The organism is Mesorhizobium sp. B2-3-11 (assembly GCF_006442215.1).
Classification (GTDB): Bacteria; Pseudomonadota; Alphaproteobacteria; order Rhizobiales; family Rhizobiaceae; genus Mesorhizobium; species Mesorhizobium salmacidum.
The window spans coordinates 61,034-80,870 of the sequence record NZ_VFVS01000006.1; the positions used below are offsets into that span (position 1 = coordinate 61,034).

The 19,837-nt window shown below is 63.4% G+C and carries 26 protein-coding genes and 1 tRNA gene; 16 read left to right on the plus strand and 11 right to left on the minus strand.

The genetic code is table 11. The features are described from left to right. Positions 1 to 132 precede the first annotated feature (132 nt). The 4 genes from FJ960_RS10455 (at position 133) to FJ960_RS10470 (ending at position 1,578) form a co-directional block, all read left to right on the plus strand. A complete protein-coding gene (locus tag FJ960_RS10455) occupies positions 133 to 312 on the plus strand; it encodes a DUF3606 domain-containing protein (protein WP_013894490.1) in 180 nt (59 codons plus the stop codon). A gap of 211 nt (positions 313 to 523) precedes the next feature. Further along, positions 524 to 967, plus strand: a complete 444-nt coding sequence (locus FJ960_RS10460; protein WP_140713695.1) for a GFA family protein — start codon at positions 524 to 526, stop codon at positions 965 to 967. Positions 968 to 1,084: 117 nt separating this feature from the next. Then, positions 1,085 to 1,321, plus strand: a complete 237-nt coding sequence (locus FJ960_RS10465; protein WP_140510667.1) for a DUF982 domain-containing protein — start codon at positions 1,085 to 1,087, stop codon at positions 1,319 to 1,321. An 11-nt stretch (positions 1,322 to 1,332) separates the two neighbouring features. Then, entirely contained in the window at positions 1,333 to 1,578 is a 246-nt protein-coding gene (locus FJ960_RS10470; protein ID WP_140510665.1) for a DUF982 domain-containing protein, read from the plus strand. A gap of 91 nt (positions 1,579 to 1,669) precedes the next feature. Here FJ960_RS10470 and FJ960_RS10475 read toward each other — a convergent pair whose 3' ends face one another. Then, entirely contained in the window at positions 1,670 to 1,966 is a 297-nt protein-coding gene (locus FJ960_RS10475; protein WP_140713697.1) for a hypothetical protein, read from the minus strand. A 352-nt stretch (positions 1,967 to 2,318) separates the two neighbouring features. Between FJ960_RS10475 and FJ960_RS10480 the strand changes: the two genes are divergently transcribed. The 8 genes from FJ960_RS10480 (at position 2,319) to FJ960_RS10515 (ending at position 7,081) form a co-directional block, all read left to right on the plus strand. Continuing rightward, positions 2,319 to 3,221: an alpha/beta hydrolase gene (locus FJ960_RS10480; protein WP_140713699.1), complete on the plus strand. Its 903-nt coding sequence runs from the start codon at positions 2,319 to 2,321 to the stop codon at positions 3,219 to 3,221. Positions 3,222 to 3,609: 388 nt separating this feature from the next. Then, positions 3,610 to 3,906 carry a hypothetical protein gene (locus FJ960_RS10485; RefSeq protein ID WP_140713702.1) on the plus strand — a complete coding sequence of 99 codons (297 nt, stop codon included), beginning with the start codon at positions 3,610 to 3,612 and terminating at the stop codon, positions 3,904 to 3,906. Positions 3,907 to 3,941: 35 nt separating this feature from the next. Further along, a tRNA-Gln gene (locus FJ960_RS10490) sits at positions 3,942 to 4,015 on the plus strand. Positions 4,016 to 4,179: 164 nt separating this feature from the next. Further along, positions 4,180 to 4,536: a GNAT family N-acetyltransferase gene (locus tag FJ960_RS10495; RefSeq protein WP_246672699.1), complete on the plus strand. Its 357-nt coding sequence runs from the start codon at positions 4,180 to 4,182 to the stop codon at positions 4,534 to 4,536. 1,106 nt (positions 4,537 to 5,642) lie between these two features. After that, positions 5,643 to 5,888, plus strand: coding sequence for a hypothetical protein (locus FJ960_RS10500; RefSeq protein WP_140713706.1), 246 nt, complete (start codon positions 5,643 to 5,645; stop codon positions 5,886 to 5,888). Between the two features lie 167 nt (positions 5,889 to 6,055). After that, positions 6,056 to 6,346, plus strand: a complete 291-nt coding sequence (locus FJ960_RS10505) for a hypothetical protein (RefSeq protein WP_140713708.1) — start codon at positions 6,056 to 6,058, stop codon at positions 6,344 to 6,346. A 174-nt stretch (positions 6,347 to 6,520) separates the two neighbouring features. Next, complete coding sequence (locus FJ960_RS10510; protein ID WP_140713710.1) at positions 6,521 to 6,727, plus strand: hypothetical protein; 207 nt, start codon at positions 6,521 to 6,523, stop codon at positions 6,725 to 6,727. A gap of 108 nt (positions 6,728 to 6,835) precedes the next feature. Continuing rightward, a complete protein-coding gene (locus tag FJ960_RS10515) occupies positions 6,836 to 7,081 on the plus strand; it encodes a DUF982 domain-containing protein (protein WP_140510650.1) in 246 nt (81 codons plus the stop codon). Positions 7,082 to 7,139: 58 nt separating this feature from the next. Here the strand turns inward: FJ960_RS10515 and FJ960_RS10520 are convergent, their stop codons facing one another. Further along, the gene (locus tag FJ960_RS10520; RefSeq protein ID WP_246672700.1) at positions 7,140 to 8,216 is read right to left on the minus strand and encodes a PAS domain S-box protein; all 1,077 of its coding nucleotides are present in this window, start codon (positions 8,214 to 8,216) and stop codon (positions 7,140 to 7,142) included. Between the two features lie 89 nt (positions 8,217 to 8,305). Further along, positions 8,306 to 8,545 carry a hypothetical protein gene (locus tag FJ960_RS10525; protein ID WP_140510646.1) on the minus strand — a complete coding sequence of 80 codons (240 nt, stop codon included), beginning with the start codon at positions 8,543 to 8,545 and terminating at the stop codon, positions 8,306 to 8,308. Between the two features lie 265 nt (positions 8,546 to 8,810). Between FJ960_RS10525 and FJ960_RS10530 the strand changes: the two genes are divergently transcribed. Both FJ960_RS10530 and FJ960_RS10540 read left to right on the plus strand, forming a co-directional pair. Continuing rightward, a complete protein-coding gene (locus FJ960_RS10530) occupies positions 8,811 to 9,119 on the plus strand; it encodes a hypothetical protein (RefSeq protein WP_140713714.1) in 309 nt (102 codons plus the stop codon). 558 nt (positions 9,120 to 9,677) lie between these two features. Continuing rightward, positions 9,678 to 10,679: an aldo/keto reductase gene (locus FJ960_RS10540; protein WP_140510642.1), complete on the plus strand. Its 1,002-nt coding sequence runs from the start codon at positions 9,678 to 9,680 to the stop codon at positions 10,677 to 10,679. Between the two features lie 53 nt (positions 10,680 to 10,732). On the opposite strand, the gene FJ960_RS10545 is transcribed toward FJ960_RS10540, so the two are convergent. The 5 genes from FJ960_RS10545 to FJ960_RS10565 form a co-directional block, all read right to left on the minus strand. After that, the gene (locus tag FJ960_RS10545) at positions 10,733 to 11,812 is read right to left on the minus strand and encodes a D-alanine--D-alanine ligase family protein (RefSeq protein WP_140713716.1); all 1,080 of its coding nucleotides are present in this window, start codon (positions 11,810 to 11,812) and stop codon (positions 10,733 to 10,735) included. A gap of 23 nt (positions 11,813 to 11,835) precedes the next feature. Then, positions 11,836 to 12,453 carry a C39 family peptidase gene (locus tag FJ960_RS10550; protein ID WP_140713718.1) on the minus strand — a complete coding sequence of 206 codons (618 nt, stop codon included), beginning with the start codon at positions 12,451 to 12,453 and terminating at the stop codon, positions 11,836 to 11,838. Positions 12,454 to 12,518: 65 nt separating this feature from the next. Then, a complete protein-coding gene (locus tag FJ960_RS10555) occupies positions 12,519 to 13,034 on the minus strand; it encodes a hypothetical protein (protein WP_140713976.1) in 516 nt (171 codons plus the stop codon). Between the two features lie 243 nt (positions 13,035 to 13,277). Beyond that, complete coding sequence (locus FJ960_RS10560) at positions 13,278 to 14,237, minus strand: AraC family transcriptional regulator (RefSeq protein WP_140713720.1); 960 nt, start codon at positions 14,235 to 14,237, stop codon at positions 13,278 to 13,280. Between the two features lie 239 nt (positions 14,238 to 14,476). Further along, positions 14,477 to 14,896: a VOC family protein gene (locus FJ960_RS10565; RefSeq protein WP_140713722.1), complete on the minus strand. Its 420-nt coding sequence runs from the start codon at positions 14,894 to 14,896 to the stop codon at positions 14,477 to 14,479. 155 nt (positions 14,897 to 15,051) lie between these two features. On the opposite strand from FJ960_RS10565, the gene FJ960_RS10570 reads away from it, so the two are divergent. Then, the gene (locus FJ960_RS10570) at positions 15,052 to 15,306 is read left to right on the plus strand and encodes a hypothetical protein (RefSeq protein ID WP_246672702.1); all 255 of its coding nucleotides are present in this window, start codon (positions 15,052 to 15,054) and stop codon (positions 15,304 to 15,306) included. A gap of 6 nt (positions 15,307 to 15,312) precedes the next feature. On the opposite strand, the gene FJ960_RS10575 is transcribed toward FJ960_RS10570, so the two are convergent. After that, positions 15,313 to 16,482, minus strand: a complete 1,170-nt coding sequence (locus tag FJ960_RS10575; protein WP_181174207.1) for a PLP-dependent aminotransferase family protein — start codon at positions 16,480 to 16,482, stop codon at positions 15,313 to 15,315. A gap of 554 nt (positions 16,483 to 17,036) precedes the next feature. Further along, positions 17,037 to 17,528: a hypothetical protein gene (locus FJ960_RS10580; protein ID WP_246672703.1), complete on the minus strand. Its 492-nt coding sequence runs from the start codon at positions 17,526 to 17,528 to the stop codon at positions 17,037 to 17,039. A gap of 58 nt (positions 17,529 to 17,586) precedes the next feature. Here FJ960_RS10580 and FJ960_RS10585 point away from each other — a divergent pair, with 58 nt between their 5' ends. Next, positions 17,587 to 18,213 (plus strand): DUF922 domain-containing Zn-dependent protease, encoded by a 627-nt coding sequence (locus tag FJ960_RS10585; protein ID WP_140713728.1) that lies wholly within the window; start codon positions 17,587 to 17,589, stop codon positions 18,211 to 18,213. A 50-nt stretch (positions 18,214 to 18,263) separates the two neighbouring features. On the opposite strand, the gene FJ960_RS10590 is transcribed toward FJ960_RS10585, so the two are convergent. Then, positions 18,264 to 19,796 (minus strand): acid phosphatase, encoded by a 1,533-nt coding sequence (locus FJ960_RS10590; RefSeq protein ID WP_140713730.1) that lies wholly within the window; start codon positions 19,794 to 19,796, stop codon positions 18,264 to 18,266. Positions 19,797 to 19,837: the final 41 nt, after the last annotated feature.

Consider the following 19,837-nt stretch of genomic DNA (forward strand, 5'->3'; position numbering starts at 1 on the left):
GAACGGCCGGCGGCAAGTGCCCGGCGGTCACCGCCATCCGCCATGGAACCAGCATGGCCGATCCGTGTTATGTCTGACCGCGACATCTAGACGTCCGCGCGACCATGCGGCTTACAGAAAGTGAGGCCCGCCATGCCCGACGACAAATCGAAGACCAAACAGGACCGCAAGCTGGTCTCGAGCGAGGACACTTATGAGGTCGCCGCCTTCGCGCGCAAATACGGCATTCCACAGAGCGAGGCGCAGACCATCATCAAGCGCTACGGCCCCTCGCGCAAGAAGCTCGACAACCACATGGCGGCGCGAGGATAGAAGAAGGGGCGAGGCGGCAACCATTTCGCCTGCGTCGCGTTGGAGAATGCTGCGGGCCGCGTCAACCGGGCCCGGCGGTACGGTGAACAGGATGTCTTTTTCCCGGTTTCTCATCCTGGCCAACGAAATGGCAGACGAGCATCTGTCCCGCCCGGCCCGCGGTATGCCAAACTGACGAAGCCAGACTGGCGAAAAGGGAGGGGCCGCAACCATGTCCGAGATAACCCGCAGGACCGGCAGCTGCCTGTGCGGCGGCGTGCAGTTCGTCGTCACCGGCCAGCCGTCGCGGGTCGGCCTTTGCCACTGCAAGGACTGCCGCAAGGCGGGCGGTTCGATCTATTCGGCCTTTGCCATCTGGCCGCGCGATGCTTTCGAGACATCGGGCCAAGTGGCCAGCTACGGCACACGCAGCTTTTGCCCGACCTGCGGCAGCCGCGTCGCCTGGGTCGACGACAACGAGGCCGAGGTGATGCTCGGCAGTCTCGACGTCGCGCCGACGGACCTGGCACCGCAATATGAATTGTGGACCGGCCGGCGCGAAGCCTGGCTGCATGCCTTGCCCGGCGCCGAGCAGTTCGAGCATGACCGGCCGCGGGCGCTGGGCGCGGATCTGCCCGCGCCCAGGCCATTGTCGGACGCCGTCGCGCGCGACTGAAAGCAAGATTGAAAATTGATCGTCGGGCCCGGAACCCTCCCCTGTCGGCCACGTTATCCGCCGCTTCCTCGGTGCATGTCGGCTTCTGCTCACATGCACCATTCATGGAGACGACCGTTGAACGACAAGATGTTTCCCCGACCGATCCGCCTCAAATTCGCCCCTGAGCGGGAGCGCGTGGTACGCAGCGCCTGGGAAGGGCTGGAATGCCTTGGCGATTGGCCGGCCGGCCAAGGCCGGCGCTACCGGGCGGCACTGCGCAGCTGCCGCGATGCCCTGGATGGCTGGGCGCCGCCGGAAAAGGCGATGCGGGCGATGATCGACGCCGCGCGCGAAGCGCGCATCCTCCAATAGCGGGAATAAAAATGGCGTATTTGATGCTGTCGACACCGCTGCGGGTCAAGCCGCATGGGTCGGACACGATCCGTGACGTGGCCACGCTCCAGGACGCCAGTGAAATCCTGATCGACTGGCCACAAGCCAAGCGCGGCCCTTTCTACCAAGCCGCGCGCGAAAAGATCGAGTCGGCGCTGCAAAACAATGAAGGCGTGGCACAGGCGCAGGAGGCCTTTACCGCGCTGTGCGATCACGCCGGCCTTCTGGTCAGGTAAGTCAAGAAAAGTCCAAAAAAGCAGGCGAACTCGCCTCCAGTTGCGATCTGCGAGGTTCCGCTGCCTCGATGACGATGTCGCCTGACCAGTTCTACTGCTTTGACGGCTGGGGCGGCACTTCGCCCGGCTTGATTATCGGCGTCTTGCCTTCGTCGGGTGCCGGCGCGGCCATGCCCTGGTCGCCGGTGGGCGGCGGCTTCAGCACGCCGCCGCAATCGTTGAGCTTTTCGCTGAGGTCGCCGCCGCCGGGCTGCTGCTTGCCGCCCTGGTCCGTTTGCGCCCGGCATTTGTCGGTTTGCTGGTTCGGTATCTGTTGATCCGCCTGTGCCGCTGCCGGCACCGCCAGGGCCAGCATCGCGGCGCATGACGCAATGGCGAGAGGTTTCATCTCGGCCTCCTTCGTTGATGGCCGCCCGCGGCGGCCTTCCCTTCATGGAGACAACGCCCGTCGGCCCAAAAGGTTGGCCCCAAGGGTTGGCCCACAGCGTTGGCCCCAAGGGTTGGAAAAGAGGCTTATTCGCGGAACGGCCCGTTGGAGCCGGAGCGGCTTTCTTGTCGGCCTCTTCGCAAGGCCAGCCTTGGGTTCGAGCCGGTGCGGAAGCACCAGCACGATCAGCTCGATCAACGTGGCGCCCGGCTTTGCCCGGGACCACTTGTCGCGGCGCAAAGAGCCGGTGCTTGCGCGAGAGGCGCTGCAACCAACCCCGTCCTCCAGTCGTTGCCTGTGCCGGAGGCCAGCTATGTTCGAGCACTTCCAAGCCATGGACGTCGACATCGGGGACGCCGGCATTTTCGTGCGCCGCGCCGGCGCCGGACCGGCGGTGCTTTTGCTGCACGGCTTTCCGCAAACCCATCTGATGTGGCGCGATATTGCGCCGGTGCTTGCCGAGCGTTTCACCGTCATATGCGCCGACCTGCGCGGCTATGGCCGCAGCGCCTGCCCGCCGTCGACCGCCGATCATGCGCCCTATGCCAAGCGGGCCATGGCATCGGACATGGTGGCGATGATGGCCAAACTCGGCTTTACCTCCTTCATGGTCGCGGGCCATGACCGCGGCGGGCGTGTCGCCTACCGTCTGGCGCTCGACCATCCCGACCGCATCGACAAACTCGCCGTGCTCGACATCGTGCCCACGGCCGACGCCTGGGACAGGGCCGATGCCCGGCTGGCCCTCGGCTACTGGCCGTGGTCCTTGCTGGCGCAGCCCGAACCCTTGCCGGAAAAGATCCTGGCGGGCACCGCCGACGCCATCGTTGACAATGCGCTGGGCGGCTGGGGTTCGCCGCCCGATGTCTTTCCAGCCGGCATCCGTCAGGCCTATGTCGATGCCTTGCGCGACCCCGCCCACATCCACGCGATCTGCGAGGAATACCGGGCGGCGGCAACGCTCGACCGCGACCACGACCGGGCGGACAAAGCCGCCGGCCGGCGCATCGCCTGCCCGTTGCTGGCATTGTGGAGCGGGCAAGGCGCGCTCGCCGAATGGTATGCCGGCGAAGGCGGACCGTTGGCGCTATGGCGGAACTGGGCTGGCGACGTGCATGGCCGCGCGATGTCAGGCGGACATTTCTTCCCCGAGGAAGCGCCAGGGCAAACGGCTGGCGCGCTGATCGATTTCTTCGGCGCGGCTGGCGCCGGTTAGCCACCCGCCAAGGGCGCCTCGAATCAGCCGGCCGATTCCTCCGACGTATCGTCGTCTTCGGGCCTACCGGGCCGGAGAGGATCGGGCATGCGCGGACACTCCTCGAAACCATGATCGCGGCCGCCGCAGAAGGAACAGCACATCGCCGGACGGCCCTCGTTTCCGGGCCGCCATTGCGGTGTTTCGTAGGGCTTCCTGCCGTCCATGCCCAGCAATGCGCAACGCCTGATTTGGTTGCGCGGGGGCCCGCGCCGCGCCCGAACGCGCGCGCCGCACAGCCTGTCGCGGAACCAACGGACACGAAAGGGGTTGTGTGCGACAATGCAAGCGGCCGTTCCAGTGCGAATCCGGACCGGTCGCCAATTTTGTCAAACCAAAGAGAACCGTCATGTCCGCTCGCGTTCTGACCCTGTTGACGGCCATCGGCGCCGTGCTCGCGACGACCGGTCTGGTCGATGCCCGCCCCGACAGCCGCTCCATGGGCTGCGGCGAGATCCGGGCCATGATCCAGAGCCATCGCGCCGTGGTGCTGACCACCGGCCGCAACACCTATGACCGCTATGTCAGGCAGTTCGGCAATGAGTGCGACTGGCCTGAAGTGCCGATGTCGGCCTATGTGCCGTCCCGCGATGGCCACTGCCCGGTCTATCGTTGCGAAGAGCCGGTCAATAATTTCCCGAATTGACCGCAAGCTGCCTGGGCGCCATAACGTCCAGCCTTTCCCGCTTCGTCTAATGGTAGGACAGCGCCCTTTGAAGGCGTGAATCGTGGTTCGAGCCCATGAGCGGGAACCAACAATTTACTTGGCGCCGGGTCGCCACATTTCTTACTGAAACGCAGGACATAAGGCGCCACTTATTGGTAAGCCATGAGAACAACGGTTATGGCCAATCTAACAATTCTACCCGTTTCCATTGCCTCTGACCTAGGAGCCCTCGCCCTGGAAGTCCGGCGCAAAGTGTTCATTGTCGAGCAGAACGTGCCCGAGACGGTGGAACGGGACGCCTATGACGCGGAGGCCACCCACGTCGTCGCCATCGACGGAGGCGATGTCGTCGGCACGCTGCGGATTGTCTTTCTGACCGAACATGCCAAGTTCGGCCGCGTCGCCGTGCTACGCCAGGCAAGGGGCAATGGCATCGCCATGCGGATGATCCAGGCGGGGATGCAGATCGCGCGGTCACGTGGCGAGAACCGCTTCTACCTCACGTCCCAGGCCGACAAGACCGCGCTTTACGAAAAGCTGGGCTTCGTCGCATGTGGCGACGAGTTCGAGGAAGCCGGCATCCCGCACCGAGCGATGAAGAACTATTAACAGGGGCTGGCAAACCCCGCCGGAGAGCGGTTTCCTGCCGCCCGGCGGTCCTACGCCCTTCGAAGCGCAAGGATGTCTCGTTTCATTCGGATGCTTCGCATCTATTGCAGGAAGCACCCCTCTAAGGAACCAGCCGCGCCAGAACAGCGGTCGATGATGCACCACCGATCGGCTGACCCCTTAGTTCGTTCGGATGCTTTGTGCGAGTTGCCTTAAAGAGCGCATAAACTCTTAGCCGGCGAGACGACGCGGCCCCCCGCTAATCTCGTCGGTTAGGCTCGGCGTCCTCCCAGGCAACTCTCCTTCTTGGATGCCGAGCCGGCATGCGCTTTGCCACGCCGGCGTGCGAGCATCCAAGATTGAGATCAAGGGCTAAAGTTTCTGCAAGCTACGCGCAGCTCGCCGGACACCCTACGCAACAATGTTCCACGCGGCTCCCGAATTTAGGACGCTATGCTCAAGCTCTACCGGAGCCCGCCCGAGTTATCACGGCCAAAGGCCGATCCACCGGGCGAGGCGATCATCACCATGGGTGGGAAAGCTGACAAGTGGCGGCTGACGCCCGATTAACGGATCGTTGACCGCGCTGTCCTATTCTGAGACAGCGCGGTCAGATCCCACCGGACTGCGCAGGCGGCTTCGGCAACTAGCCCCGCCCGCTTTTGTCGGAGCCGCCACCACACGCTGGAATAAATACCAGTAATGGTTGAATCAACCGTTACTGAAGTTGTTAAAAAGCTCATGGCCAAATCGTAATTCAGCCGAGGCACGTCTTCCAGTCGCTCTTTAGCACTTACTAATGATTGTCTAGACTCTCTCCCGCAACGGAAGCATTCTCTGCTTCGGGGAGTGGAGGGCTTGGGAAGAAGCCATCGTGTAGAGGTGCTGATCACCGCGTGCCGGAGCGCGCGAGCGTGCGGCGCCGAAGGTCATGCCGCTCCCGATCCTCTCGCATCAATTTGGACACAATCCGGGACAGGTAAAGGACGGCCGTGATCCTTCCGGGCAGGAGGAAGGTGGCTTCAGCCCAGGACCTCGCTCGCGATTGACGGCCAGTTAACGTTACGTTAACTTTAAATTAGCCAACTTTAAAATAGGAGATCCTCATGAAGATCGCCTTCGTTTGCCTGGTGCTTGTCCTCGCCGGGTCGAGTGTCGCTGCGGCGCATGGGAAAAAGGCAACAGTCACTGCTGCCAAGGCATGTGCTTGTCTGTCGATCAAGGCGGCAGTGGCGGCAAAATTGGACTGCACTGCAACGGGAACCGCCACGGCAACCCAGACTGACGCAGCGAATGCCAAGCCGCACCTTGGGTACGAAAACCCTTGGACGATACCCTCGTTCGGCCTTTAACGTTCCCAGCATTTCCTCTACCCGAAGGCCCGGAGACCGAGGCCCTGGGCCGTTGTAAAACGTGAGTGCGCTATCAGACCTCGTGCTTGACTCTAGCAATCGCGGCGCGCTGGGCCCGCATGAAACCTCGCGGCCTGTTGCGCGTTGTCGGCCAACAGGAGAATTCCATGGATCCGGGAACCGCGGCGGTGATGGTGATGCTTTCATGCAGCGCATCGCTCTGCAGGCCCACGGAGTCGCGCCCGGTCGTCTATTCATCGATGGAGGAATGCCAAGCGGCACTTGAAGCCAGACTGGCACCGTGGCCGAACGGCGAAATGGTCGGCCGATGCAAGCAGGTCGACCAGACGGCGACTGGCTCGGTTCCTCCGGAAGGCTATGCCGCGGTTCAAGTCACGCGGGGAACCGGCAGCGATGCGGTCACCACCAACTATTTCGTGCCGAGAGCCAGCAACTAGAAGCCCGCCAGCAACGACAAGTCCGGATGCCGAAGCCGCCGGGCCGCGACCAACGTCGCCAGTTGGCGAACGGGGTAGACATCGGCGGGCTCTCGGGTTTGACCCGGCCCTCCTGAAACCATTTCAGGGACCCGGCGTTAACGACCGGCATGGCCAGACAAAGGAGACATTTCCATGACCGTCAACTGCCGCATATCCATCGACAACCGGCCTGACGCCACCAACGCCATTTTCCAGGCTGTGCCGCGGATTGGCGAGAGCGTTTCCCTGCCGGTCGACGGAAGCCCACAGGATCTCAGGGTCTCGCGCGTCGTGCATGTTCCCAACGGCGGACTGGAAGGCGCCGCGATTGTCGTCGAGGTGACGACCAACATCCTCTAGGCATCGTTTCGCCGGGAGATGCCGGAGAGTTCACGCTACAGTGATCGGCGGCAACGAAACCTCGCGCGGCCAAACACGTTCCATACCTGCAACAGGGTCCAGGTTCCAATGCAAACCGCGTGGTTCTCCAAGCCCGTCGTGGTTTCGGTCGGCGTTACCGGAGCCACCCGCAACCTGTCCAACACACAACAGGCCATCGAGTTGCTGACGACACATTGGCGCGATGCCGGCAGCCTGAAACACCAGTCCGCGCTGCGCGCCTGCCGCCGCGCAACGAGCGGCGACGTGCCGCCCGACGTCGCCAGGGAGGCTTTTGTCGAGGCCGCGCGCGAGGCGCATATCCTGGTCGAGTAGGTCGAGCACGGATTGTGGGCCACGGATTTTGGGCGGCATTCCGGACCGGCGGATTGCCCTAGATGCCTGCACCCGGCGAATCGCCGTCAGCCTCGCTACCGATCGGCGCCACGACGATGGACGCCAAGGGCGCGCTCAGCCGCCATTTGAAATAGCCGGGCGACCGCTCCAGAATGGCGGAACCGCCCAGCGATTGCGGCGCCACCCGCTGCAGCACAACGGTGCCGAACCCCTTGCGCGTGGTCTGGTCCCGCCGGTCGCCGGGATGCGGCGTCGACGTCTCCTCCCAGGTCAAGTGAAATTCACGCTCGCCCACGGAGCCGGGGTTCTGCGTCCCGGAGTCGATTGTCCAGGTGATCTCCACCCGGCCGCCCTCGCTGCCCAGCGCGCCATATTTGGACGAGTTCGTGCCCAGTTCGTGGAAGGCCATGCCGAGGTTCTGTACCGCGTTCGACTGCAGCGTCAGGACCGGGCCGGAGAGCAGGATCTGCTCCTCGAGACCGAAGGGCTTGAGATGCTCCTGGATCAGGTCGAACAGGCTCGCCCCCGCCCATTCCGAGGTGACGAGCAGATCGTGCGACCGCGACAGCGCCATGATGCGGGCGCGGATCAACTCCTCGAACTCGCCTGGATGGGTCGAGCGCTTGCTGGTCTCCCTGACCATCGACAGGATGACCGCGAACTGGTTCTTGACGCGATGGTTGACCTCCCGCATCAGCAGCCTGATGCGGCGCTCGCTCTCCTTGGCGGCGGAGATATCGCGGGCGATTTGCGAGGCGCCGATGATCCCACCATTGCTGTTCTTGATCGGCGAAATCGTCAGCGAGACGGAAATCGGCACGCCATCCTTGCGCTTGCGCATCGTCTCAAAGCTCGCCACCCTGTCGCCGCTGCGAATCTTGCTGATGATCTCGATTTCCTCGTTCTTGAGGTGATCGGGGATGAGCATGAGAATGGATTGGCCGATCGCCTCCTCGGCGGTATAGCCGAACATGCGTTCCGCCGCCTGGTTCCAGCTTTGGATGATGCTGTTCAGGTCCTTGCTGATGATGGCATCGAAAGAGGAATCGACAATTGCCGCGAGCCGGGCATCGGCAGTCGCCCCCTGTCTGTCGCTGCCGTCGACGTCGTTCATCGCCACCCGCAATTGCATCTTCCCCCAATCAGATAAGGCGCAAACGGATCAAGGCAATCGCCGGCGCGATGGATAGGCCTTAACGCATTTCACTCCGCCTGTTCCGGCGGCGTCTTGCCATCGCCATTGGGCCTGAGCACGCCGAATTCCTGCGACTTGGCGCCCATCTCGGCCGTCAGGAACCCGTCGGAGGCAAGGCCACGGCGCAGCAATTCGCGCACCGCAGCCGAACGGCTGGGCATGCGCTTGTCGAAACGCCAGTTTTCCAGCGCTGCCAGTTCATCCTGTGTCAACATGACCTGCAATCGTTCCGGGCGTTCCAGTTCCATGTGCGTTTCCCCGCGCAAGATTTGCTGAGTTAGTGACTGTCTCATTCCACTTACAGTTAGGAATTCGCTCATCTTGCGTCAAGCGTGGCTAATGCGCGAATGCAGCGTTGTACCAATGATGATCATCGAACGCAGGTTGCGCGTTCGTGTAACTCTACTAACTACCTGATTTTATTTGTCAATTTTTCATTTTTTAACTTGCCAGGCCACGGTATCGGGCGCATCTTGCCGCCTTGAGGAAACCAACTCGCTTTGGGAGGTTTCGATGCGATACGATTATTCCGCACAGCTGCGTGAAGACGTCTATTCGATCGTCTGCGCAGTGTTCAGGACCGTTGGCATCATCGAACTGACGGCAGTTGCGGAAAGGATCAGGCTCAAGAACCTGGCCGAGAATGTCGCCCTCGAGGACATTGAACATCTGGTCATGCAGGCTGCTCAACTGCATGGCGCGCCGATCGAATTCGACACTTTGAGCTACGGATTGGCTCCGTCTGGAAACGGGCATGTCGAGAACGGCGATGAGAGTGCGACAGTCCATCTCGGTCTTCAACGATCAGGCTCGATGCAATAGTCAAAGCCCGAGGCGCGACAGATCCATGTGCCATGGAACGAGTCTAGCCTTCGGAAATTACTGCATCGCCCGATAGAGGAGGATGTAGTGAAGGCCCTGCGCAGTCTGCTTGCCGAACTGTCTTCCAACTGGCTCCAGCGCCGCAAGACGCAAAAACCAGTCGCCGGAAATCCTGTCAAACCCGTTTCCCGCGTTGCCCGCCAGATCGCGAGAACGCGACCGGAACACAAGCCAAAGCCGCCCTCCTCCCGTGACGTCGCTTCAAATATGTGAGCACAGTGCGCTTACCGCCAGACTTGGGCTGAGCGGTCTGCTGGCAACCACACCCAAATCGGAATGAAGCCCGACTATCTTCGAAGCCCTGGACCCAGATGTCCTTTCGCACATTCGCTGCAGCGTGACGCGCGACCAGCCCGTAGCTTGATGGCGAAGCCGGCGCGTACAGCGTCATGCCCGATGCTATCCATCGAGACCGCGCCGAACGCCCTGTGGGAATTGAGCGAGCGCCTTATATAATCCGGGTCATCTCCTTCCTTCCTTCCCTCTCGGAGCTCCACCATGACCCTCAACACACGCAAGCTCGGCAGCCAGGGGCTGCAAGTCTCGGCCATTGGTCTCGGCTGTATGGGCATGAGCCAGTCCTACGGCCCGGCTGACGAGGCCGAATCCGTCGCCACGCTGCACCGCGCCATCGAACTCGGCTGCACGTTCCTCGACACCGCCGAGGTCTATGGCCCGTACACCAACGAGGCCCTGCTCGGCCGGGCGTTGAAGGGCAAGCGCGACAAGGTGACCATCGCCACCAAGTTCGGCTTCCGCATCGAAAACGGTAAACAGGTGGGAGTCGATAGCCGGCCCGGGCATATCCGCGAGGTCGTGGAAGCCTCGCTCGGCCGTCTCGCCACCGATCATATCGACCTGCTCTACCAGCACCGCGTCGACCCTGCGGTGCCGCTGGAGGACGTCGCGGGCGCTGTCGGCGAGCTGGTCGCGCAAGGCAAGGTGCGGTTCTTCGGCCTGTCGGAGGCAGGTGCCGCCAACATCCGCCGGGCGCATGCCGTTCACCCGGTGTCGGCGTTGCAGAGCGAATATTCGCTCTGGGAGCGCAATCTGGAGCCGGAGATCATCCCGCTGCTCGGGCAACTCGGCATTGGCCTGGTGCCGTTCTCGCCACTCGGCCGCGGTTTTCTCACTGGCGAGGTCAAGCGCGCGGAGGACTACGCCGAGGGCGATTACCGCCGCAACGACCCGCGCTACCAGGGCGAAAACTACGACGCCAATGTCGACGCGGCGGCCAAGGTGCGCGACATCGCCACAGCCCGGGGCGTCAAGCCCGGCCAGATCGCGCTGGCCTGGCTGCTGGAGAAGGGCAACGGCTTTGGCGTCGACATCGTGCCCATCCCCGGCACCAAGCGGATCAGATATTTGGAGGAAAACGTCGCCGCCGCATCATTGAAACTCGACGCCGCCGAAATGGCCGCGCTCGACGATGCCCTGGCGCCGGGAAAAATCTCCGGCCCGCGCTACACCGAGCGCGGCATGGCGATGGTCGATCGGTAGGCGCTCGGAGCGCAAACGGGATCATCCTGGCTGTATCTCGATCGGCGAAGACTTTAGACTGTGCGCACCGCATGCCTTGCCAGCGCGTGCTCGATCAGCGCGTCGATGACCTCGCTGTAGCCGATGCCGATCGCCGCCAGCGCCTTGGCGTACATCGAGATGTCGGTGAAGCCGGGCAGCGTGTTGACCTCGTTGACCAGCAGGGAGCCGTCGGCACGCAGGAAGAAGTCGACGCGCGCCAGGGCCTCGCAGCCGAGCGCCTTGAAGGCTTGCCCCGCCATGTTCCTCGCTCTGTCGGCGACTGCGGCGGGAATATCGGCGGGCACTTTGACCACCGCGCCGTCGGCGTCGAGATATTTGGCCTCGTAGGTGTAGAAGCCATGCTTGCCGGCCGGGATGATCTCGCCTGGCAGCGACACCGTGAGCGAGCCGTCTGCCCGTTGCAACACCGAGCACTCGATCTCGCGGCCTTCGACGAACTCCTCTATCAACGCCTTGCCGTCATAGCGGAAAGTGGTTTCGATGGCTGCTTCGAAGCCATCCCTGTCGTTTACCTTGCTCACTCCGAAGGACGAGCCCTGGCGCGCCGGCTTGGCGAAGAAAGGCAGCCCGAGCGCCCCGGCGGTTTCCTGGAACGAACCGACATCGCCTCTAAGCACGGTGACCGAGCGGGCGACGGCAAGGCCGGCCTCGCGCAGCAGCCGCTTGGCGACGTCCTTGTCCATGGCGGCGGCCGAGGCGAGGATGCCGCAGCCGACATAGGCGACATCGGCAACCTCGGCATAGCCCTGCACCGAGCCGTCCTCGCCGAACGGACCGTGCAGCACGGGAAAAACGACATCGACCGACGGCAGGTCAGTTTCCTTGTGCGATGCTAAGATCAGCCGGCCCTTGCCGCCGGGCAGCAGGGCGACTTCCACGCCGTCCTCCGACACCGGAGCCCCTGCCCCTTCGCCGAAGGCCTCGGACGCCGGCTGCAGCAGCCATCTGCCGTCCCTGGAAATGCCGATCGGCACCACCTCGTACCGGGTCCGGTCGATCGCCTTCAGCACGTTGGCCGCCGACAGCCGCGACACCTCGTGCTCGGCCGAGCGACCGCCATAGAGGATGGCAACCCTGATCTTTCCGGTCATCGAAATCCCTCAACTGTCAAAAATCAAATGCTGACGGCAATGCCGCGATTGGCGAAGAAACGATCGAAATCGGTGGGCGCCAACACTGCGTCCGCCTGTGTGGCGCTGGTATGGCCGGATGGGTTGTGGAAGCGAAAACCATCGTCCGACGCCGCCGTGACCAGCACCAGATGACCGCCCTTCGACGGCGGCTCGCGCTCCGGCCAGCGGATCGAACTGCTGACCGAAGCGATGAAGAAGCGCGACCGGGCGAGGATCCCTGGGACGTCCGCTGCCGCGACATCGGTCATCACCTCGGCCTCGAGGCCGAATTCCTGCTTCACGAAAGTGACGAAGGGCGCGTAGATCAGGCCCTTGATCGAGCCTTCATTGACGACATAGCCGCCATATCCGGTGCACCGCCTTGCCAGCTCGATCGTCGGCACGATCTGGCCGCGCGTCGCCAGGATCATCTTCAGGCAAGCCATGCCACAGACATTGGCGGCCCAGACCGCGTATTCGTCGAGCGTGGCGGCACCCGATCCCTGCCACAGCGGATCCTGCCGCAACGCGGCTTCGGCGCCATCGGCGAGCACCGCCAGCGTCATGTCGGGCGTCTCCCACTGACTGAAAAACGGCACGGCTTCAGGCAATGGACTCATGTGGACTCCTCGGGCAGGTGAAAGCCGCTCGGACACCCCGAATTTCCCGGTGCGTCGCGCGGCGTCTACTCAACCTTCGTCCAGCCGAACACCAGCCAGGCGTATTTCGATTTTTCATCGGGTTCGGCGGTGTAGGTCATCTGTATGTCGCCGCCCTTGGCGTAGATATCGAGCCTGGGCGCCGTGTCCAGCTTGAGCCATAGCGAACTCTTGTTGAAGGACCAGGTTCCGCACCAGACGCAGGAACCCGATGTCGGGTCACCGGCCTGATGGAAATTGTAGCGGCCGTCCGCGGTGATCTCCAGATAATCGAACGCGCCGTAAAACGCGGTCACCGTCTGCTGGAACTCATTGGCGGCCGCTTCCTGTTCCGGCGTGGGCGCATCCTTCAAGTCGCGCGGCGGCCGGGTGGTCGCGCCGCTGAGTTGCCATTTGCCGACAAAGTCCTTCTGGGTCGGAAGATATTCCTCCTGAGCCTGCGCGGAAGATATATGAGTAAATGGTAATATGAATGGTGAGGCCATGCACAAAATCGCAAGCAACGGCGCGGCGACACGGATCGCCCTGGTTGATTTCTGCATAAAAATCGGTTCTCCACGGTGGGCAAGAGATGTTCTGTTCAGGATGTTATTGAGAAAGGCGGCGCGCTTTGCTTCGCCGATTCCCGTCCGCCATTTCACGGTTAGCACCGGAGCCACCGAATTGGCAACGCAGGGCAGCGATCGGCAAAGCTGATCGGAACCAGTCTTCGCCATCTCGAGCTGCTTGCGAACGTGCCGGCGCGGGAAAAGCCCGCTTGCGATTCAAGGAAACGATGAATCGCTCTACCTGGCGCCACTCGGCGTCGAGCCGAAGCGGCGGCGGAAACAGCGATTGAAATAGGAGACGTCGGAAAAACCGCTCAACAGCGCGATCTCGCTGACCCGCATGCTGTCGTTGCGCCGGTCGCGCAGCATGCGATGGGCTCTCTGCAGGCGCAGTTCGAGAATATGCTCGGCGAAACTGGAGCCCGTTTCCTGCAAGAGATCATGGACATAGCGCGCGGAAAGCCGCAAATGCTGGGCGATGTGCTGGGCCGAGATGGCGGGATCGGCGAAGTTGTCCCGCATCTTCTGCAGGATGGCCTGCAGCCTTGCCGCGCGCAGGCCGCGCACGCCCGCCAGCTCGGCGATCTCGCCCTTGGCGCCGGTCGCCAGCCCGATCAGGTCGACGATCGTCTCGGTGGCGTGGGCGACAAGGTCGGGCGAGAGCAATGCCGGTCCCGCTTCCAGGAAGCCGCAATAGCGCTTGAGCATATCGAGCGCTTCATTGTCGGCGCCGATGGTCAGCGCCAGGCGATCCTCGAGATGGGGGAAGGCATTTTCCAGGATTTCGCGGGGCACCACGACATTGGTCCAGACATTTCGGTCGCCGCCGGTCATTTCCAGCGCTTCCGAAGCCGAGACCAGCGCGCCTTCGCCCCTGCCGATGCTGTAGTCGCGGCCGGTCTGCACGCCGCTCAGCTTGGTGTCGCCGTCGTTGACCAGCAGCAGGTAGCCGTCGCGGCCGTCATCGGCGATGTTGCGTGTCTTGCGGCTGGCGTGCCTGATCGTCCCTGCCATCCGCCCCAGCACCAGCGGCCCGATGGCGGTGGCTTCGATATCCGCCTGGAACGGCACGTTGCCGGAGATGGCGTATTCGACCGACCATATCTCCGCGACATGGATGTCCTGCCAGAGCGCGAAGCGCGCGCGGTCGTCGAGATGCGGCGGCAGGTCGACCGATGAGAAGGCGTTCTTTTTCAACGACCAACCGGCCTTTCCCGCGCACGCGTCTTCCCTGAAGCCGCACCGTATGGGACCGATTTGCCTCTTGTCCAGAGGCGGCGTTATCAATGCCCTGCGGGACAATTTCAGTGCCGCCCAGATCAAGGATCCGATCCGATTCGCCGGCCCCGCGTTTTTTTCAAATGCGCGGAACATGCAGCGGCATGAGAATCACCATCCGACGCGCGCATCGCGGTCGCCCGGTCGGCCGGGTGTTGCTAGAACGTGATCTTCACGGAAGCGGCACTCCGGTTGGCCGGGCCGTGGTGGACGGCCTCGATGTTGTTGCCGTCCGGGTCGAGCAGGAAGGCGGCATAATAGCCGGGATGATAGGGCCGCTCGCCGGGCGCGCCATTGTCCGTGCCGCCAGCCGCCAGCCCGGCCTTGTGGAAGGCATCGACCATGGCGTGGTCCCTGGCCTGGAAGGCCAGATGATGGCGGCCGGTCAGCTTTCCCTGTGCGGCCCGGCTGTCGACGCTGGAGATGAACAATTCGTCGGCCCAGAAATAGTCCTCGCCGGTGCCGCCGATCGGGATACCGAGCACCTGGAAGAGCGCCTCGTAGAAACGCCGGCTGGCGGGGAGATCCCGGACCACGAGCTGGAGGTGGTCGATGAGCCGGCCGCGATGCAGTTCCATGAAAGCTCCTCCTCGCAAGGCCTCGAATTTAGGCGCGGGCGGCAAGGCGTCAACGCGGGGCGCCTGCATCTGCTGACAACCAGCGACAATTTTTTGGGCCCGACGGAACTTTTCGGCTGACCGGAAGTTTGGTGGCGCGGCGGGGAGGATTGCGATTGGATTGTTTTCAGAGGCTTGAAGCCCTGGTCGACGGCGCAGGCGCCGACGGCATCGAGGAAGCGAACGCATTGCTGCGCCGGTTCAAGGACAGGTCCGAAAAGACGGCGCGGGCCATCGACGAGTTCATGCTGGACTTCAAGACCTTGGTCTTCGTCGTCGAAACCGGCGAAGAGGGTTTCCAAAAGCCGATCCGCAAGCTCGCCCGCGCCAGGCTCGCGAAGCTCAAGCAACTGGTGAACGTGCCGGCGTAAGCTTGGCTAACCCTTGGCCAGCGCCGCCAGCCGTGGAATGCCCTCGCTCACCGCGCGACGGTCGGCCAGCGTGAACGACAGCCGCAGCGTGTTGCGGCCGGTGCCGTCGGCGTAGAAGGCATTGCCGGGCACGAAGGCGACGCGCGCCTCCTTCACCGACCGCGCCAGGAGTTCCGTGGCATCGGTGCCTTCCGGCAGCGTCACCCAGACGAACATGCCGCCTTCCGGGCGGCTCCAGCTCACGCCGTCCGGCATGTTGGCTTCCAGCGCGCCAAGCAGGCCGTCGCGGCGCTCGCGATAGGCGCCGATGAGTTTTTCCACCTGGCTGTCGAACACGGATTCGGCGACGCGGTGCATCACCATCTGGTTGACCGACGGGCTGTGCAGGTCCGAAGCCTGCTTCATCAGCACCAGTTTTTCGACCACGTGGCGCGGCGCGCAGACCCAGCCGACGCGCATGCCCGGCGACAGGATTTTCGAAAACGAGCCGCAATAGAGCGTGCGCGCCTTGTCGATGCCGCCGGGGCGCGCGCAGTCGAGCGCCAGGATCGGCGGCACACCCTCGCCGTCATAGCGCAGCGCCCGATAGGCGGCGTCCTCGATGACGGCGATGTCGAGCTCGCCGGCAAGGTCGAGCACGGCCTCGCGCTGCTTTCGGTCCAGCGTGGAGCCGGTCGGGTTGGCGAAGTCGGGCACCAGATAGGCGAATTTCATCCGCCCGCCATTGGCGGCGGCAGCGGTGTGGTAGGCCGCCGGTGTCATGTTGCCGCCTTCGGGCCGCAGCCGGTCGTAGCGCGGCTCGTAGGCGTTGAAGGCCTGCAGCGCGCCGAGATAGGTCGGCCATGTCACCAGCGCGGTATCGCCCGGCGACAGGAACAGCTTGCCGAGATAATCCAGCGCCTGTTGCGAGCCGGAGGTGATGAAGATGTTGGCCTCGTCGCAGGCAATGCCGAGCTTGCCCATCTGCCCGGCAAGCCAGCGCCGCAGCGGCAGATAGCCTTCCGAAACCTGGTACTGCAGGGCCGCCCCGGCTTCCGCGCCGCCCAGCACATCGCCATAGGCACCGCGGATGGCGTCGGACGGAAACAGCGACGGATCGGGAATGCCGCCGGCGAATGAAATGATGTCGGGCTGGTCGAGCAGCTTCAGCAGCTCGCGGATTTCCGACGCCTTCATACGCGACGAGCGCGAAGCCAACAGGTTCAAAAGGGTCAAGACATGCCTCCCCGACGTTTTTTTATAGGTCAACCTGACTGACCTATATCCGGTTTGCCGGGCGATTTGAATAGTGCCTGAAAGGCTTCCGCTATACGCCAGTCGCCGTTACAGCCGGAACCGGCGACAGCGTGCTGGCGTCCGCTAAAGGCTCTTCTTGTAGCTGGCGGTGAAGCCCAAGCCTTCATAATTGGATGTTGGCCATAGCGGATGAGATACGGCCGTCCCCAGCGGCAAGGTTCAGCTCCCCCTTCCCCCTTGTGTGGGGGAAGGTGGCCTCGCGAAGGGAGGTCGGATGAGGGGTATTCCAGCTTGGCAACATGCTTCTCGCGACACCACATTACACTGAATTATCAACGGATTATTTCTTTCGGCACCCCTCATCCGTCTCGGCGCTACGCGCCGATCCACCTGCTCCCACAAGGGGAGAAGGAAGGGGCGTCACCGCTCGCGAAATTGGATGTGACAATGGGCTAGCAACTATAGCCGCCACCGCTGCCGCACAGCACCACCGATCAATCCCCGTCCCCTGCAGGCCTGGCCTTGCCGCACTGCGCCAGCACCTTGCCGATGGCCGCGCTCGATCCCTTCAGCGGAAAGTTGATAGCGCCATATTTGGCCGCGCTGACCGACACGTCCCCATTCGAGCGCAGCAGGTCGAGCAGCGGATCGGCCTTGGCGAGATCGACCACGAAATCATTGTACATGGCCTCCAGTTGCAGCGTCTTCGTCACCGTCTTGCCATCGGCCTTGAAGTCGAACGAACCGCTGATGCCCGGTTCCAGTTGCTGGCCGCTGGCACCCAGGTCGTAGCTCAGAACCGGATTGTCGAAGCAGGTCAGCATCAGATGCGCGTCGCCTTTCGGCCCGCCGCAGACGGAAGCCGTCAGCACGCTGCCGCCCTCGTCTTCTTCCATCTTCGCGCTCCAGCCGCAGGACGCGGCAAAGGCTGGCTGCGCGCCAAGCAATGCCGCCAAGGCTCCGGCGGCAACGACATATCTTTTCATGACTTCCCCCTTCGGGCATTTGCAGCACCCGCCGGCAGCATATAGGAAAAGGCGTTGAATGGCATTGCATGTGCGGGGCGCCTTGGTGTCGAGAGCTTGTATTCGCCTGTGTCTTGTGACAGCCGCCCTGGTGGCCTCGCCGCTCGCCGCGCAGGCCGAATGGAAGCCGGTCGAGAAGGTCGAGACCTATGCCATTTCAGGCCAGTCCGGGCTGGAGCTCTACCGGTCGATCGGCGAGAACGGGCCGAATGCCGGCATTGCCCGCGCCATCGCCCACACCAATTTCAAGCTGACCTGGACCAGGGATTATCAGGCGCATGCCGGAGCCTGCGTGCTGGTTTCGGCGAAGCCCAAGCTCATCATCACCTATACCTTGCCCAGCCCCTCATCGCCGCTGCCCTCCGCCATCCAGAAGAACTGGGAGGTTTTCCTCGCCGGTGTCAGCGCCCACGAAAAGGTGCACGGCGCGAGCATTGTCGACATGGCGCGCAAGATCGAGGCGGCGACAGTGGGCCTGACCGTTCCCGACGACCCAAAATGCAGCAAGATCCGGGTCGAGATGACCAAGCGCCTGTCCGCACTCTCGCAGGCGCAGCGCCAGGCAAGCCGCGATTTCGACCGCGTCGAACTCGGCCAGGGCGGCAATCTGCAGAAGCTCATTCTTGCGCTTGTGAATGGCGGCTGAGAAGGCCACCGCGCCCTGCGGCGCGGCGGCATATCCGTGGTTCGCTCGGCCTACCGGCTGAGGTCCAGCGCCGCGCTCAGATCCCCCATCGGCGGCTCGCCATTGGCGGCCAGCGCCTTGTCGCGGGCAACGATGCCGGTCAGTACCGGCAGGTCGTAGCGCGCGGTGATGAAGCGCAGGATCGATGTCGTGTCGTATTGCGTGTGGTCGACCGTGCCCATCCTGGCATAGGGCGAGACGATGAAGGCCGGGATGCGGTTGCCCGGGCCCCAGCGGTCGGCCTTGGGCGGCGCGACATGATCCCAGAAGCCGCCATTCTCGTCATAGGTGACGACCACCAGCATGTGGCCCCATTGCGGGCTCTTCTCCAGATGCGAAATGAGGTCGGCCAGATGCTGGTCGCCGCTGGCCACGTCGGCATAGCCGCCATGTTCGTTGAGATTGCCCTGCGGCTTGTAGAAACTCACCGCCGGCAGCTTGCCGTCGTCGATCGCCTTGATGAACTCGGCGCCATTCAGGCCGCCGTCCCTCAGATGCTCGGTGCGCGCGGGGGTGCCGGGCGCGTAGGCGGCAAAATAGTTGAACGGCTGGTGGTGGAACTGGAAGTTCGGCACCGGCGTCGCGTTCTTGCCGTCCAGCGTTGCCTGCCAGGCGCCGGCATACCAGGCCCAGCTCACCCCCTTCAGCGACAGCAGATCGCCGATGGTGATGTCGTGCTGCGGCGGCAGCGTGGTGGGCGCGGCCGGGTCGGCCAGCGCCTTGTCGCTGCCCTCGGCCGGCTTGTTGGCGCTCGGTTGATAGGGCGGCTGCATGGTGTTGACGGCATGGAAGTCGGGCGTGATGGCGCCGTCATTGACGAATTTCGGTACGCCGCCGAGTGCCGAGGCCGGCGAATTGTCAGCGACCTTCAAGGTTGTGCCATCGGCCTCGACCACGGCGATCTGGCCCTTAATCGGGCTGGTGTCGGCGTGGGGGTAGACCGGTGTACAGGCGCAGGCGAGCTGGAAATGGTTGAGGAAGGAGCCGCCGAAGGCGCCCTGGAAGAAATTGTCGGCCAGCACATACTTCTTCGCGACCTGCCACATCGGCAGGATGGAGCCATCATAGTGCCCCATGACCAGGCCGCCGGAATCGGCCCAGGCAACGAATTTGTCGTTCTTGCCGCCGTCGATCTGCATCTGCTCCTGGTAGAAGCGGTGCCACAGATCATGGGTGATGACGTTGGTGCCTTCGTTGAAGCCCTTGGGATCGTCAATGGCGAAGGCAGCGTTGGCGAGGTGCGCGGTCTCAGCCTCCGTCACCACGGGCGTGACGCCCTTTCCGGTCAGCCCGCCCCAGGCCGGCGGCAGTTCGGCCAGCGGCTTGCCGTCGCGGTCGAGCTGGCGCGCCTGGTCGGCCGAGACATTGGCCAGCCCGTTGGCGCCGGGGAAGCCGCCATAGAGATTATCGAAGCTGCGGTTCTCGGCATAGATGACGACGACAGTGTCGATCTTGTCGAAGCCGGGAGGGGCGGCATTGACCGCGAGGGGAAGCAGGGCCGAGCCGGCCAGGCAGAAGGAAGTGAGGAGTTTGAGCCTCGTCATCGGAAGACCTCGTGGCTTGACTGTGGCTGGAGGGGCGCGGG

Bases quoted from the DNA above. Each gene is read 5' to 3' on its own strand.
- FJ960_RS10455 (WP_013894490.1), top strand. From the start codon at position 133: ATGCCCGACGACAAATCGAAGACCAAACAGGACCGCAAGCTGGTCTCG.
- FJ960_RS10460 (WP_140713695.1), top strand. From the start codon at position 524: ATGTCCGAGATAACCCGCAGGACCGGCAGCTGCCTGTGCGGCGGCGTG.
- FJ960_RS10470 (WP_140510665.1), top strand. From the start codon at position 1,333: ATGGCGTATTTGATGCTGTCGACACCGCTGCGGGTCAAGCCGCATGGG.
- FJ960_RS10475 (WP_140713697.1), bottom strand. From the start codon at position 1,966: ATGAAACCTCTCGCCATTGCGTCATGCGCCGCGATGCTGGCCCTGGCG.
- FJ960_RS10480 (WP_140713699.1), top strand. From the start codon at position 2,319: ATGTTCGAGCACTTCCAAGCCATGGACGTCGACATCGGGGACGCCGGC.
- FJ960_RS10485 (WP_140713702.1), top strand. From the start codon at position 3,610: ATGTCCGCTCGCGTTCTGACCCTGTTGACGGCCATCGGCGCCGTGCTC.
- FJ960_RS10500 (WP_140713706.1), top strand. From the start codon at position 5,643: ATGAAGATCGCCTTCGTTTGCCTGGTGCTTGTCCTCGCCGGGTCGAGT.
- FJ960_RS10505 (WP_140713708.1), top strand. From the start codon at position 6,056: ATGGATCCGGGAACCGCGGCGGTGATGGTGATGCTTTCATGCAGCGCA.
- FJ960_RS10510 (WP_140713710.1), top strand. From the start codon at position 6,521: ATGACCGTCAACTGCCGCATATCCATCGACAACCGGCCTGACGCCACC.
- FJ960_RS10515 (WP_140510650.1), top strand. From the start codon at position 6,836: ATGCAAACCGCGTGGTTCTCCAAGCCCGTCGTGGTTTCGGTCGGCGTT.
- FJ960_RS10520 (WP_246672700.1), bottom strand. From the start codon at position 8,216: ATGAACGACGTCGACGGCAGCGACAGACAGGGGGCGACTGCCGATGCC.
- FJ960_RS10525 (WP_140510646.1), bottom strand. From the start codon at position 8,545: ATGGAACTGGAACGCCCGGAACGATTGCAGGTCATGTTGACACAGGAT.
- FJ960_RS10530 (WP_140713714.1), top strand. From the start codon at position 8,811: ATGCGATACGATTATTCCGCACAGCTGCGTGAAGACGTCTATTCGATC.
- FJ960_RS10540 (WP_140510642.1), top strand. From the start codon at position 9,678: ATGACCCTCAACACACGCAAGCTCGGCAGCCAGGGGCTGCAAGTCTCG.
- FJ960_RS10545 (WP_140713716.1), bottom strand. From the start codon at position 11,812: ATGACCGGAAAGATCAGGGTTGCCATCCTCTATGGCGGTCGCTCGGCC.
- FJ960_RS10550 (WP_140713718.1), bottom strand. From the start codon at position 12,453: ATGAGTCCATTGCCTGAAGCCGTGCCGTTTTTCAGTCAGTGGGAGACG.
- FJ960_RS10555 (WP_140713976.1), bottom strand. From the start codon at position 13,034: ATGCAGAAATCAACCAGGGCGATCCGTGTCGCCGCGCCGTTGCTTGCG.
- FJ960_RS10565 (WP_140713722.1), bottom strand. From the start codon at position 14,896: ATGGAACTGCATCGCGGCCGGCTCATCGACCACCTCCAGCTCGTGGTC.
- FJ960_RS10575 (WP_181174207.1), bottom strand. From the start codon at position 16,482: ATGAAGGCGTCGGAAATCCGCGAGCTGCTGAAGCTGCTCGACCAGCCC.
- FJ960_RS10580 (WP_246672703.1), bottom strand. From the start codon at position 17,528: ATGAAAAGATATGTCGTTGCCGCCGGAGCCTTGGCGGCATTGCTTGGC.
- FJ960_RS10585 (WP_140713728.1), top strand. From the start codon at position 17,587: ATGGCATTGCATGTGCGGGGCGCCTTGGTGTCGAGAGCTTGTATTCGC.
- FJ960_RS10590 (WP_140713730.1), bottom strand. From the start codon at position 19,796: ATGACGAGGCTCAAACTCCTCACTTCCTTCTGCCTGGCCGGCTCGGCC.